13 protein-coding genes are annotated in these 13,111 nt (G+C 57.9%); 4 read left to right on the top strand and 9 right to left on the bottom strand.

Going from position 1 to position 13,111, the window contains the following annotated elements; translation table 11 throughout:
- Position 1 precedes the first annotated feature (1 nt).
- On the bottom strand, positions 2-1,273 hold the full coding sequence (locus JJB09_RS04220) for an efflux RND transporter periplasmic adaptor subunit (RefSeq protein WP_281431814.1): 1,272 nt from the start codon (positions 1,271-1,273) through the stop codon (positions 2-4).
- Between the two features lie 174 nt (positions 1,274-1,447).
- Positions 1,448-1,972 carry a DUF1269 domain-containing protein gene (locus tag JJB09_RS04215; protein ID WP_201653572.1) on the bottom strand — a complete coding sequence of 175 codons (525 nt, stop codon included), beginning with the start codon at positions 1,970-1,972 and terminating at the stop codon, positions 1,448-1,450.
- 460 nt (positions 1,973-2,432) lie between these two features.
- Here JJB09_RS04215 and JJB09_RS04210 point away from each other — a divergent pair, with 460 nt between their 5' ends.
- Complete coding sequence (locus JJB09_RS04210; protein WP_201653568.1) at positions 2,433-3,431, top strand: calcium-binding protein; 999 nt, start codon at positions 2,433-2,435, stop codon at positions 3,429-3,431.
- A 121-nt stretch (positions 3,432-3,552) separates the two neighbouring features.
- Here JJB09_RS04210 and gmk read toward each other — a convergent pair whose 3' ends face one another.
- The 7 genes from gmk to fabD all read right to left on the bottom strand — a co-directional run bounded on the left by gmk (position 3,553) and on the right by fabD (position 10,084).
- Positions 3,553-4,200, bottom strand: a complete 648-nt coding sequence (gene gmk, locus JJB09_RS04205) for a guanylate kinase (RefSeq protein WP_201653565.1) — start codon at positions 4,198-4,200, stop codon at positions 3,553-3,555.
- Between the two features lie 3 nt (positions 4,201-4,203).
- Positions 4,204-5,091 (bottom strand): YicC/YloC family endoribonuclease, encoded by an 888-nt coding sequence (locus JJB09_RS04200; RefSeq protein WP_201653563.1) that lies wholly within the window; start codon positions 5,089-5,091, stop codon positions 4,204-4,206.
- Positions 5,092-5,157: 66 nt separating this feature from the next.
- Positions 5,158-6,327, bottom strand: a complete 1,170-nt coding sequence (gene mltG, locus JJB09_RS04195) for an endolytic transglycosylase MltG (RefSeq protein WP_201653560.1) — start codon at positions 6,325-6,327, stop codon at positions 5,158-5,160.
- A gap of 118 nt (positions 6,328-6,445) precedes the next feature.
- Positions 6,446-7,708 carry a beta-ketoacyl-ACP synthase II gene (gene fabF / locus JJB09_RS04190; RefSeq protein ID WP_201653557.1) on the bottom strand — a complete coding sequence of 421 codons (1,263 nt, stop codon included), beginning with the start codon at positions 7,706-7,708 and terminating at the stop codon, positions 6,446-6,448.
- Between the two features lie 108 nt (positions 7,709-7,816).
- Positions 7,817-8,053, bottom strand: coding sequence for an acyl carrier protein (locus tag JJB09_RS04185; RefSeq protein WP_201653553.1), 237 nt, complete (start codon positions 8,051-8,053; stop codon positions 7,817-7,819).
- 326 nt (positions 8,054-8,379) lie between these two features.
- Entirely contained in the window at positions 8,380-9,117 is a 738-nt protein-coding gene (fabG, locus tag JJB09_RS04180; RefSeq protein ID WP_201653550.1) for a 3-oxoacyl-[acyl-carrier-protein] reductase, read from the bottom strand.
- A gap of 25 nt (positions 9,118-9,142) precedes the next feature.
- On the bottom strand, positions 9,143-10,084 hold the full coding sequence (fabD, locus tag JJB09_RS04175) for an ACP S-malonyltransferase (protein WP_201653547.1): 942 nt from the start codon (positions 10,082-10,084) through the stop codon (positions 9,143-9,145).
- A 173-nt stretch (positions 10,085-10,257) separates the two neighbouring features.
- Here fabD and JJB09_RS04170 point away from each other — a divergent pair, with 173 nt between their 5' ends.
- The 3 genes from JJB09_RS04170 (at position 10,258) to rpsF (ending at position 13,104) form a co-directional block, all read left to right on the top strand.
- Positions 10,258-11,304 carry an aldo/keto reductase gene (locus tag JJB09_RS04170; RefSeq protein ID WP_201653544.1) on the top strand — a complete coding sequence of 349 codons (1,047 nt, stop codon included), beginning with the start codon at positions 10,258-10,260 and terminating at the stop codon, positions 11,302-11,304.
- 179 nt (positions 11,305-11,483) lie between these two features.
- Positions 11,484-12,173, top strand: a complete 690-nt coding sequence (locus tag JJB09_RS04165; RefSeq protein ID WP_201653541.1) for a sulfotransferase family 2 domain-containing protein — start codon at positions 11,484-11,486, stop codon at positions 12,171-12,173.
- A gap of 490 nt (positions 12,174-12,663) precedes the next feature.
- Complete coding sequence (rpsF, locus tag JJB09_RS04160; RefSeq protein WP_201654173.1) at positions 12,664-13,104, top strand: 30S ribosomal protein S6; 441 nt, start codon at positions 12,664-12,666, stop codon at positions 13,102-13,104.
- The last annotated feature ends 7 nt before the right edge of the window (positions 13,105-13,111 follow it).

Raw genomic sequence — 13,111 nt, 5'->3', positions numbered from 1 at the left:
GTTAATCCCCCACAGGTGAAACTGCGCCACCTGCGGGGACGCTTACGCCAACAGGCTCCGGATCCACCACCTGGCCGGGGCGGATACGTTGGAGGCCGTCACTGATGACGACGTCACCCTTTTTGAGACCGGATTGAACGACGACGTCGCTGCCGACCGTTTGTCCTTGTGTGATCGGGCGCTGAGCAACTTTGTTGCCTGCCTCGACCACCATGACATAGTTGCCGCTCTGATCCGTCAGGACTGCCTTCTGCGGGACCACCAAGGCTTCGACCGGCGCCTTGCTTTCAGCGAACACCTGGACGAACTGACCGTCAAGCAACGTATTCTTCGGATTGGGAAACTTCGCCCGGATAGTCACCGTGTCGGTGTTGGGATCGACTTTGATACCTGTGAACTCGATCGTGCCGGTTTGGGGATAGGCCATGTTGTTGCCAAGCTTGAGGTGGATGGCAATGTTTTTGGTGGTCGCGCTGGCACGATCGCCGTGGGTGAATTCCAGTATTGTTCTATCGCTCACAGGAAAGGTCACATAAATCGGATCCTGGCTGACGATCGTCGCCAGGGATCCGCTGCTCGGGCCGACGAGGGCCCCGATGCTGAAGTTGGTTATTCCGATACGGCCGTCGAAAGGCGCGTGAATGTCGGTGTAGCCCAGGTTGATCTTTGCCTGATCGAGAGCAGCCTTTGCCTGAGCGACGGTTGCCATGCCCTGTTTCTCGGCAGCAATGCGATCGTCCAGCAGCTCGCGAGAAACGGCGTCCGTCTTGATCAGCAGTCGCGCACGATTGGCCTGGATTGTCTGATTGTTGGCGTCAGCCTGTGCTTTTTCCAGGTTCGCCTGAGCCGAAACAACGGATGCCTCGTAGACGTCCTTCTGGATGACGAACAACAGGTCACCCGCCTTGACCATCTGGCCCTCGGTAAACTCGCGCCGGGTGAGGAAACCATCGACACGTGCCATCAGGTTTACATTGTCGATCGCTTCGACGCGTCCCACGAAAGTCTTGCCGGGATTGGTTGGCCGAGCGGCAACTTCCACAACGCCCACAGATAACGGCGGCATTTCAACCTTGGGTTTATCTTCGGCTTTTTCGCTGCAGGCGGTCACAAGCGGCAGGAAGATGAGCGCCGCCACCAAGGCGAGCAAGCCTCGCAATACTGGCCACCCAAAGGCAGCATATCCGCTACTACTCCGCCCAAAACCTTCCGCCATGTTGCTGACCGCTCGGGTCGCGGGCTCATTGTTTTGGTTGTTCGACGCAAATGCCATCAATCCTCTCCCGGTGCACGATGCAGTAGGTGACCAAAGCGGTCTCGGAAACGTTCGGCCCGCCTTTGACGGTGGCCGTTCGGCGATTTCATCGTTCAGGATAGGGCTCAATCCGAAAGTTGACAGGGCGCCTATCGGGTTCAGCTTGATCACGGCAACTTGCCGATCAGATATTCACGGTTGGGTGGCAGCTTTATCATCCGTGCCGCTTGCCACCTGGCCCGCAATGGCCTCCCGAAGAGCAGCCTCGGCTTTGCCGTCAAGCGATGTGCGCACGACCGTGCCTCCGATACCTTCGAGGTCGGCGAGAACCTTGTCAGCCGTCATCTTGCGGATCAGCAGGAAGAGGCCGCCCATACCCGGCTGCAGGGCGCTTGCGGCATCCTTCATGAACGCGTCGTTGATGCCGTAGTCCGTAAGCTTGCCGCCGAGTGCGCCCGATGCGGCGCCAAGGGCGGTACCGACAAGTGGCATCAGGAAGATGAACCCGATGAGAGTTCCCCACAGGGCACCGGAAACAGCGCCCGTCGCGGTTGGATTGAGAAGTTGGTTGAGTTTGACGCGGCCGTTTTCGTCCTTGACGACGACCACCGCGTCCTCGAGTTCAATCAGGTACTCTCGTTGGAGACCGAGGACCTTTTGACGAACTTCTTCGGCCTTCTGTTCACTGGGAAATGCGATGAAAACAAGATCGCTCATTGCCGTTCACTCCCTAATTCAACAGTCGTTTCCTTAGGCGTTTTGTCCTGCAACCTTGCGTAAGGTACCGCGTGACCCCATCACGCTACATGCCCGGTCCTTTTTCTGTCAAGCATCGCGCTGCGCTAATATGACGTGCGACAAGACCCAGCGAACTGGAACTGGGTAGCTGGATGGTCTCCGGGATTGGAAGAGCCAGCATGAAGAAGTTGCGCTAAAGGTCGACAGCCGGGCGCCAGTCGCTGCAAAGCAGCCGGCGCGCAGCAGAGAGCCCACCATCAAAATCGTTGCCGTCGCTACGGCAATACCGAACCGGATTTTTCCCATCATGACTTGGATGGCTTATGCGGCACCTTAAAACGTTCCGTCGGCAACCTCAGCCGAATCAATCTCTAGTTGACTCAATAAAATTTTAAGCTTTATTGTGAATACGCGACGCATTTTCATGGGAGACGTGAATATGGCGACATTCAACGCGTACAAATCTTTCGACTTGCAAAGTATTGATATGAGTTGGCTTGTTGATAATTTCTATAGCAGATCAGTAAAAGAAAGCAGCAACGACATAATTGACGGCATAACCTACGAAGACAAAGCAGACATATTTGCTAATGATGGATCTTCCTATCTTGGCTTGCGATATTATGGAAACATGACTTTCGGCACTGGTCTGTGGGAAACTGGCGGCACCGTTTCACTTATCGTATCAGTTGCAACGGATAGTACGTTGAGTTTTGATGAGATCGTGTGGTCGATGGGCAACGTTGAGATATCGGCGATCGACCTCGAGGCTGCGCTTCTAACCCCAAACACTTTCGACGAGCATGACTTGATACGTGCTGCGTTGGCCGGTGATGACGACGTAAATCTCTCCGATTATATGGACATTTTTGACGGCATGGGCGGCGACGATCTGATTAACGGCGGGGGCGGCGACGATCAACTGAATGGAGACGATGGTGACGATACCATCAATGGAGGTTCGGGAAATGAATTCATCGATGGAGGTTCCGGAAATGATTTCGTCTCGGGGGACGTCGGGCTCGACAGTTTGTACGGTGACTCGGGTCAAGACATCATGCTTGGAGGTTCCGGAAAGGACACGATGTCAGGTGGCGAAGACAATGATGAGTTCCGCTTCACGTCGCAGCTTGATTCCGGCAACAAGGCATCAACAGCGGACATAATCACCGACTTCAAGCACCGTTTCGATGAAATCGACGTACATGAAATTGATGCCAGCGTCATCCGCGGGGGCGAGAACGCATTTATTTGGCGCGGGACCGGCGCGATTTCCACATCGACTCACGGCGAAATCAGATTTCAGAAATTTAACAACGCCGGATCGTCTAATGACTACACGATGATCTATTTCGATACCGACAAAGACAAGGCAAGTGAGTTCCTGATCAAGCTCACGGGACTTGAGAAACTTGACGCGCACGATTTCATTCTCTAGCGCTGAAGGGCACGATGCTCGCATGCCGCAATGACATCGCAGCAAGGTGCACTACGGTGAAGTGCCCCTGCGCTTCGAGCGTACCTTGGCCGGGTATTCATCGTTCAGCTCTGCGTGTCGCTCAGCTTACCAGCGTGTTGACGAAATCAAACAAACCGTGCCGGCGATCGCGGCGGAGCCGTTCGGCTTCGACGATGGCGCGCACAGAGCTGTAGGCGCGATCGAGATCATCGTTGACCACGACGTAGTCGTATTCGCGCCAGTGCTCGATCTCGGCGCGCGCATTGGCTAGCCTCGTGGCAATCACTTCGGCCGAATCCTCGGCCCTGCGGTTCAGCCGCGACTGAAGTTCTTCCATCGTCGGCGGCAGAATGAAGATCGAGACGACGTCAGCCGGCATCTTGTCCTGAAGCTGCTGGGCGCCCTGCCAGTCGATGTCGAACAACATGTCCTGGCCTTGGGCCATTGCGACCTCGGCGGCCTCGCGCGGCGTGCCATAGAAATTGCCATGCACTTCGGCCCATTCGAGCAGGGCATCACTCGACTTCAGCCGCTCGAATTCCTTGTGCGACACGAAGTGATAGTGCACGCCCTCGATCTCGCTGGCGCGCCGCTGGCGCGTCGTCACACTGACCGACAGCTTCATGCCGATCTGGGCTTCGAGAATGTTGCGGGCGATCGTCGATTTGCCCGCGCCGGATGGCGAGGAGATAACCAGCATCAAACCGCGCCGCGCAATCGTCACGGCATTTGCACCTGGCTTCGCCATATCCTACTCCAAATTCTGGACCTGTTCCCGGAACTGGTCGATCACCACCTTGAGCTCGATGCCTGCTGCAGTGACCGCCGCACTGTTGGATTTAGAACAGATCGTGTTCGATTCGCGATTGAATTCTTGCGCCAGAAAATCAAGCTTGCGGCCCACAGGTCCACCGATGGCAAGCAACTCGCGTGCCGCAGCCAGATGCGCCTTGAGCCGGTCGATCTCCTCGCGGACGTCCGCCTTGGTGGCAAGCAGCGCCACTTCCGCATGCAGCCGATCCCTGTCCAGTCCACCCGGCGCGTCGATCAGAGAAGCAATCTGGGCTTCGAGCCGCGTCCGGATCTGTTCGGGCTGCCTGGATGGATCGGCTTCCACGAAACCGACCAGCTTCTCGATCGCATCGACCTGCGAGCGCAAGACGATATCGAGGGCTGCGCCTTCCGTTTCACGCATGCCTCGCATCGCATCTGCCGCTTTCTCAAGCCCGGAACAGACATCGCGATCGAGGGCGGCAATCATTGCCGGGTCATCTGCGATATCTTTGAAATCGACGATGCCACGAATGGAAAGCAAAGTATCAAGACGGATCGGCGACGGATCGATGATGCCAGCCAGTTGATCCCGAAGCGCCAGCACGGCATCGAGCGCTGGCTGGTTGATCTCTGCCTGAACCCTGCTTTCCACAGAACTGACCGTCAGCGATGCCTGAACATTGCCGCGCGCAAAGTGTGACGACATGATTTTCCGGCACTCGACTTCAAGGCGTTCGAAGCCATTCGGAAATCGAAGGCGAATGTCCAGCCCCTTGCCATTGACCGAACGTAGTTCCCACGCCCACTGGTAACGGCCACTCTGGCCGTCCAACCGAGCAAATCCCGTCATGGACTGCAATGCCATATTTGTCCCCACTCCGCAGAAATCCAACCAAGACACCGGACGCAAGCCCGGCATCGCGTCAGGATATCAGTTTTCCGGCGTTGCGCTTTCGGTGGCAGCCTTGTTGTCCGCCTGAATCTTCCGCCAGCGCTTCACATTGGCATTATGCTCTTCGAGCGTCGTCGCAAAAGCATGGCCGCCCGTGCCGTCCGCCACGAAATAGAGATAGTTGGTGCGGGACGGGTTGGCGACGGCTTCGAGCGCAGCCCTGCCCGGATTGGCAATCGGTGTCGGCGGCAGGCCCTTGATCACATAGGTGTTGTAGGGCGTTTCCTTATCAATATCGGACTTGAGAATCGCACTGTCGGCTGGCCGGCCGTCGCCACCGTAGAGACCGTAGAGAATGGTTGGATCGGACTGCAGCCGCATCCCCTTCTTCAATCGGTTGAGGAAAACCGATGCGACCTGCGGACGTTCATCGGATTTGCCGGTTTCCTTCTCGACGATGGATGCGAGAATCAGCATCTCCTCTTTCGTGGCGATCGGCAGATCGGTGTCGCGCTTGTCCCAGACTTCATCGACCAGCTTCGCCTGGGCGATCTTCATCTGCTCCACAACGTCTGCGCGCTTGTAGCCACGGGTGAACTTGTAGGTTTCCGGACGGAGCGATCCTTCCGGCGGCAGCTCGACGGGCAGATCGCCCTCGAGCACCGGGTCGGTCGAAAGCTTGCGGAAGATTTGCTTGACGGTCAGGCCTTCCGGGAGGGTGACCGCGTACTGGATCGATTTGCCCGACCGCAGCAACTCCATGACATCGAGCATCGAGGAATGCGCCTTGATCTCGTATTCGCCCTGGCGAAGACCCTTGTCGCCGAACAGGAACAGGCTGACAGCATTGAAGACGCGCGCCTGGCTGACGATGTCCTTGCGCTCGAGGCTGATGCCGACCTCGTTGATGCCAGCACCGCTGCGGACCAGGAAAGTCGTATCGGTCTCAAGCGGACCCGGAGCTCGATATTCATGAAACGCGTAGTAGACCAGCGCAACCGAGGCGACCGTCAGCAACGTTATCATGCTCATGACGAAATTCAGGAAAATGACCAGCTGGCTCCGTGCCTCGCGGGAGCGACGCGGCGGCGACGGGACCTTCTCTGGACGCAAAGCCTCTTTCGGGGATTTCGGAATGATCCGTCCCTGTGCCGCCCCGTTTTCCTGGCGGCCGAATTGGCCTTCGTTTGTCTGGCTAGGATCGGTCACTCATATTCCTCAAATCAAGACTGAATCACAAAGTGTAACCGGCACTCACTAGTACGGCATTACGGCAAAAGCTGGAATTTCATTCGCGGTCCAGTCCATGAATGGACCGCGAGTGCTGTCAATTCGAGTAACGCTTCAGAACCAGCGAGGCGTTGGTTCCACCGAAGCCGAAGGAGTTCGACAGGGCGACATCGATCTTGCGCTTGCGGGCAACCTTCGGCACGAGATCAACAGCGGTCTCGACTTCCGGATTGTCGAGATTGAGCGTCGGCGGCGCAATGTTGTCGCGAATCGCTAGCGTCGAGAAGATCGCCTCGATGGCGCCGGCAGCACCCAGCAAGTGGCCGGTAGCGGATTTCGTCGACGACATCGATGCCTGCGAAGCATGTTCGCCGAGCAAGCGCTCGGCCGCGCCGAGCTCGATCGTATCGGCCATGGTGGACGTGCCATGGGCGTTGATGTAATCGATATCGGAGGGCTGCAGCCCTGCCCGCTTCAGTGCCATGCGCATGCAGCGCTCGGCACCCTCGCCGTTCTCGGACGGCGCAGTGATATGATAGGCGTCGCCCGAAAGACCATAACCGACCACTTCGGCATAGATCTTGGCACCACGCGCCACAGCGTGCTCCAGCTCTTCAAGAACGACAATGCCTGCACCCTCGCCCATGACGAAACCGTCACGGTCCTTGTCGTAAGGTCGCGATGCCTTCTGCGGCTCGTCGTTATACTGGGTGGAAAGCGCCTTGCAGGCCGCGAAACCGGCCAGTGAGATACGGCTGACAGGCGATTCAGAACCACCAGCGACCATCACATCGGCATCACCGAGTGCGATAAGTCGGCTTGCGTCGCCGATCGCATGGGCCCCAGTCGAACATGCGGTTACGACCGAATGGTTCGGACCGCGCAGCTTGTGGCGGATCGAGACCTGGCCGGAAACGAGATTGATCAACCGGCCGGGAATGAAGAACGGGGAAACGCGGCGGGCACCCTTGTCGCGCAGCGTATAGCCTGCCTCGACAATTCCCTCGACGCCGCCGATTCCGGAACCTATCAACACGCCGGTCGCGATCTGGTCCTCGTCGGACTTTGGATGCCAGTCGGCATCCTTGAGCGCCATGTCGGCGGCCGCCATGCCATAGACGATGAAAGGATCAACCTTGCGCTGCTCCTTCGGCTCCATCCAGTCGTCGGCATTGTAAGTTCCGTTCGAGCCATCGCCGAACGGCAAGCGGCAGGCGATCTTTGCAGGAAGATCATCCACCTCGAATTCCGTAACCTTGCGGGCGCCATTCTGCCCAGCAATGAGATTTGCCCAGGTAACTTCCGCGCCACAGCCAAGCGGGGTCACCATGCCAATTCCCGTGATTACGACACGTCTCATGGCCTGCCTCCACCCTTATGCAATCTGCTATTCAAATCCAAAATGCGAATGCGAGAACGCGACCATCCCCGCGCCAAAGGCGCCAACGATGATCGCGTTTTCGAATGATCAGGCCTGAGCCTTGGTGATGAACTTGACTGCGTCGCCGACGGTCAGGATCGAGTCAGCAGCATCGTCAGGGATTTCAACACCGAATTCTTCTTCGAACGCCATGACGAGTTCGACCGTGTCCAACGAATCTGCACCGAGATCGTCGATAAAGCTGGCGGCTTCGGTAACCTTGTCGGCTTCCACGCCAAGATGGTCAATCACAATTTTCTTTACGCGTTCTGCGATGTCGCTCATGTCGTTTTCCTCGACCTTCGTTCATTTCTTCGCGCCATGACGGCGTCAATAACCACGTTTGAGACCGCCACCCGTCCTGGAACGTTCGGCTGCCCCGTTTAACTGCTCTCACTATCAAAATCCAGCCTAAACCGATTTTATAGCGGCCGAGCCTGAAAGAGACGGCACTCAGTCTTCTGCGGCTTAACACGGTTTGATTCCCGCGCAAAGCCAGAAAATGAGCCTTTCCCGCCTGTTCAACACCCTATTGGAAAGGGTTTTGCCCGGGTATTTCACGGATTGCAGTGAGCCCTACCTGGAGGCGCTGACCCGCAATTCCGCAACCTTCAAAGCATGGCCATGCCACCGTTGACGTGTATGGTATGGCCGGTAATGTAGGATGCCTCCGATGACGCGAGGAAGCAGACGGCCGAGGCAACTTCCGCACCCTTGCCCATCCGATTCATCGGAATCTTGAACAGCATGCCATCGCGCTGCTTGTCGTTGAGCTTTTCGGTCATGGCCGATTCAATGAAACCGGGTGAGACGCAATTGGCCGTTATGTTGCGCGTCGCGACTTCGGCTGCGAACGCTTTGGTGAAGCCTTCCATGCCAGCCTTCGAAGCGCAGTAATTAGCCTGCCCCGGATTGCCGATCGCACCCACAACCGAGGTGATGTTGATGACGCGGCCGTAGCGGCGCTTCATCATCGGCTGCGTGAGTTCACGAGTCAGCACGAAAGCGGCCGTCAGATTGATATCCAGAACCGTCTGCCAATCCGCATCGCTCATCCGGATCATCAACTTGTCATTGGTGATGCCGGCATTGTTGACGAGGATATCGACACCCCCGAGTTCGGCTTCAGCCTTGGCGGCAAGCGCCTTGACGGCATCGCGGTCCGTGAGATTGGCCGGCAGGATCTTGACCCGGTCGCCGAGTTCGGCGGCCAGGGCCTGCAGCTTTTCCTCGCGGGTGCCGTGAAGGCCGACGATGGCGCCCTGCGCATGTAATTGGCGGGCGATTTCCTCGCCGATGCCGCCCGAAGCGCCCGTTACCAGCGCCTTGCGGCCAGTCAGATCGAACATGTTCGTTATCCCTATATCAAAATGGTTAGAGCAATGCGCAGAGGGCCGTTTCGATATCGGCGGGCGAATTGACTGCGATGCCGGTGACCGACTTGTCGATACGGCGAACCAGACCCGTCAGCACCTTGCCGGAACCGATCTCATAAAGCGTCGTAACGTCGTTCTTCGCAAACCACTCAACGGTTTCGCGCCAGCGAACCTGGCCCGTCACCTGCTCGACCAGCAGCGATACGATTTCAGACGCCTTGGTGACCGGAGCGGCGCGCACATTGGCAACAACAGGAACAATCGGGTCCCTGGCATCGACCTTGGCAAGCGCTTCGCGCATCGCCTCGGCGGCGGGCGCCATCAGCGAAGAATGGAACGGCGCAGACACCGGCAACAGGATGGCGCGCAACGCCTTCTGCTCCTTCGCGAGCGCCGCAGCCTGCTCGACAGCCGCCTTTTCGCCGGAGACGACCAGTTGGCCACCGCCATTGTCGTTGGCGATCTGGCAGGAACCAAGCGATGCCACCGATGCACAGATCGCCTCGACCGCGGAATGCTCAAGACCGATGATCGCGGCCATCGCGCCCTTGCCGGCAGGCACCGCTGCCTGCATTGCATTGCCTCGGATACGCAACAGTCGCGCGGTATCGGCCAGTGTGAATGTACCGGCCGCGCAAAGCGCCGAATATTCGCCAAGCGAATGGCCGGCGACATAGGCAACCTTGGCCTTGAGGTCGAAGCCACGGGCTTCCAGCACGCGGATCGCCGCTATCGACACTGCCATCAGCGCCGGCTGGGCGTTTGCGGTCAGGGTCAAGGACTCTTCGGGCCCGTTCCACATGACGGATGTCAGCTTTTCGCCGAGCGCTTCGTCGACTTCTTCAAAGACTGCGCGAGCCTCCGGGAAGCTGTCCGCCAGTTCCTTGCCCATGCCAACGGACTGACTGCCCTGGCCGGGAAACGTGAATGCGACCGCCATTGGGGTCTCCCTTCGTGACTTTTTCTTTCCCCATTCACACAATCTTGCAATGAGTCAAGCTTCGTGGCCTCGCTACCAACCGGTTTTTGCGGCAAAAGTCTGACCATTCTCTCTTGCACCGCAACAAAATCGGCCTACATTGCGGCCCACTTTTCCCAAACAAGGTATTTCCCATGAAGTTCAAGCCACTCGGCCGCACCGGCATCTCCGTTTCCGAAATCTGCCTTGGCACCATGACCTGGGGCAGTCAGAACAGCGAGGCCGAAGCGTTCGAGCAGATGGACTACGCAACGCAAAACGGCGTCAACTTCCTTGATACGGCCGAACTCTATCCGACCACCCCAGTTTCAGCCGAAAGCCAGGGCCTGACCGAAGTCTATATCGGCAACTGGATGAAGGCGCGCGCCAATCGCGACCGGGTTATCCTCGCAACCAAGATCTCCGGCCCGGGCCGCGACTACATCAGGGGCGGCGTCCGGATGGACGGCGCGGAAGTGCGCAAGGCGCTCGACCTCAGCCTCAGCCGCCTGAAGACCGATTACATCGACCTCTACCAGTTGCACTGGCCGAACCGCGGCCACTACCATTTCCGGCAGAACTGGACCTATCATCCGGAAAAGCAGCCCGCCCGCACCGAAGTCATCGACAATCTGCACGACATTCTCAGCGCCCTGGGCGACGCCGTCAAGTCTGGCAAGGTTCGCGCAGTTGGATTGTCAAACGAAACCGCGTGGGGCGCAATGCAGTTCCTGAACCTGGCCGAGAAACACGGCCTGCCGCGTATGGCGTCGGTGCAGAACGAGTACAACCTGCTCTACCATCCGCACGACCTCGACTTCGCCGAGCTTTCGCATCACGAGGATATAGGCCTATTGTCCTATTCCCCGCTTGCTGCCGGCATTTTGAGTGGCAAGTATCTCGGCGGAGCTCGGCCGGCGGGTTCGCGCGCCACCATCAATCCCGATCTGGCTGGCCGGCTCAATCCGCACCAGGAACCGGCTGTTGCAGCCTACGCCGAGATCGCCCGGCGGCACGACATCGATCTCGCGGCAATGTCCCTCGCCTGGTGCCTGACGCGTCCGTTCATGACCTCCGTGATCATCGGTGCAACCAGCATGCAACAATTGAAGACCAACATTTCCTCCAAGGATCTGGCGCTTTCCGATGAGGTGATCCGCGACATCCGAAAGGTCATACGGCAATATCCTATGCCCATCTGACCGGCGACGTCCCGCGCCCGCTGACGATACGCGACAGATCCGGCTCTCCTCTTGCTCGGGGCATTGACCCAACCGACAGTGGCAAGCATCATGGCATGATCAGCAACGTCTCGACGCACCGTCGGGACGTGCGATTCACGCTAGATTTGCGCCACGAGCGATGAAGGGGAACGCAGCCGATGACAGCGAAATATGCATTCTTGCATATCAGAAAAACGGCAGGCAGTGCATTTCGCGAGGTGCTGCAACAACATAATCGTCTATCGTCAGAAAACCGCATCCGATATCTCAGCCACGCCCAAACCCTTCAGAAGATTGCAGAGGCCGACACCACGGCCAACCTAATCTTCATCGTGCGCGATCCCGTGAGTCGATTCGTCTCCGGCTTCAATAGTCGCCTCAGAAAGGGCAAGCGCGGCGACAAGTCCTGGCGGATGCGTGAAGAACGCGCCTTTTCCCATTTTTCCACACCTAACCAGCTGGCAGAGGCCCTGAGTTCATGGAACCCATGGCGCCGGATGATGGCCAAGGAAGCGATGAAGGGAATTCCACACCTTAAAAAGCACCTCACTGACTATGTCGGACCGATCCCGCTGCTCGAACGGGAGAAGCATCGAATTTTCTTCATCGCATCGCAGACCCATCTCAACGATGATTTCGAGGTTCTGCGGAAGATTCTCGGCATCGACGAAGCGATCGCCCTTCCGACCGATCCGCAGGTGGCGCATCGCGCGCCCGACACTGTCGAACGTACCTTGTCGGCAAAGGGCGAAGCAAACATCCGCCATCACTATCGAAAAGATTTCGAAGTCTATGAATGGTGCATGCAAAGACGTTCGGAACTGCTCGCCCTCTATAAGTCGAAGTAGGCGGGCCGGAGCAAGAACGACGGTTGCATTGGCTGGTCCCAGGTGGAGATCCTCGTCGGAGCGCCTCCGGCGGGCGTTGAAAAATCACAGACGCGTGTGGCTGATAGAGCGTAACAGCGTCCTTTTCGACCCTGACGGCTTGGTCCAGGCTGAAATCGCGAAAGAGAAGGCGTTCAAGGGCGCCTATGGTGCAGGCATTATCAACATGCGGCTTTTCCAATAGTGCGGCCACCCCTTGCATTTGCCGCGTTTGCCTGTATAAGGCCGCTCATCAAACATCCGGTCAATTGGCTGGTGGCTGTACGGAAGGCCGGTTTCGGATAGAAACCGCCAGGGAACCAGAGGGTTCCGGCTTCCCGTGTCTCCGCTCTCGACCGTACCGAACAAACGCTTTTCTTGCCCCGCGGCATTGCCGCAAACAAAGAACAGTCGTTGAGGCTTGGCGCCAAACCGGATGGGATTGATGAAAACGCAAGAAAGGCAAAGTTTCATGGCTCTCTATGAACACATTTTCCTTGCCCGGCAGGACATCGCAGCTACGCAGGTCGACGCACTCGTCGAAACCTACAAGGGCGTGATCGAAGCAGCCGGTGGTAAGGTTGGTCGTATCGAGAACTGGGGCCTCAAGTCCCTCACCTACCGCATCAACAAGAACCGCAAGGCCTTCTACGTCCTCATGGACGTCGATGCCCCGGCTGCCGCCATCCAGGAAGTCGAGCGCCAGCAGCGCTACAACGAAGACATCCTGCGCTTCATGACCGTCAAGGTCGAAGCACACGAAGAAGGCCCGTCCGCCATGATGCAGAAGCGCGACCGCGACGACCGTCCGCGCCGCGAAGATGGCGACCGTCCGTTCCGTCCGCGCCGCGAAGACGGTGACCGTCCGCCGCGTCGTGACGGCGACCGCCCGTTCCGCCCGCGTGAAGCTTAAGGAGAAC

It is taken from the genome of Phytoamicus setariae (assembly GCF_016722925.1).
Lineage (GTDB): Bacteria > Pseudomonadota > Alphaproteobacteria > Rhizobiales > Rhizobiaceae > Rhizobium_E > Rhizobium_E setariae.
Note: the sequence above shows the minus strand (reverse complement) of the source record. Positions and strands in the feature narration are given on the sequence as shown.

Bases quoted from the DNA above. Each gene is read 5' to 3' on its own strand.
- JJB09_RS04220 (WP_281431814.1), bottom strand. From the start codon at position 1,273: ATGGCATTTGCGTCGAACAACCAAAACAATGAGCCCGCGACCCGAGCG.
- JJB09_RS04215 (WP_201653572.1), bottom strand. From the start codon at position 1,972: ATGAGCGATCTTGTTTTCATCGCATTTCCCAGTGAACAGAAGGCCGAA.
- JJB09_RS04210 (WP_201653568.1), top strand. From the start codon at position 2,433: ATGGCGACATTCAACGCGTACAAATCTTTCGACTTGCAAAGTATTGAT.
- gmk (WP_201653565.1), bottom strand. From the start codon at position 4,200: ATGGCGAAGCCAGGTGCAAATGCCGTGACGATTGCGCGGCGCGGTTTG.
- JJB09_RS04200 (WP_201653563.1), bottom strand. From the start codon at position 5,091: ATGGCATTGCAGTCCATGACGGGATTTGCTCGGTTGGACGGCCAGAGT.
- fabF (WP_201653557.1), bottom strand. From the start codon at position 7,708: ATGAGACGTGTCGTAATCACGGGAATTGGCATGGTGACCCCGCTTGGC.
- JJB09_RS04185 (WP_201653553.1), bottom strand. From the start codon at position 8,053: ATGAGCGACATCGCAGAACGCGTAAAGAAAATTGTGATTGACCATCTT.
- fabG (WP_201653550.1), bottom strand. From the start codon at position 9,117: ATGTTCGATCTGACTGGCCGCAAGGCGCTGGTAACGGGCGCTTCGGGC.
- fabD (WP_201653547.1), bottom strand. From the start codon at position 10,084: ATGGCGGTCGCATTCACGTTTCCCGGCCAGGGCAGTCAGTCCGTTGGC.
- JJB09_RS04170 (WP_201653544.1), top strand. From the start codon at position 10,258: ATGAAGTTCAAGCCACTCGGCCGCACCGGCATCTCCGTTTCCGAAATC.
- JJB09_RS04165 (WP_201653541.1), top strand. From the start codon at position 11,484: ATGACAGCGAAATATGCATTCTTGCATATCAGAAAAACGGCAGGCAGT.
- rpsF (WP_201654173.1), top strand. From the start codon at position 12,664: ATGGCTCTCTATGAACACATTTTCCTTGCCCGGCAGGACATCGCAGCT.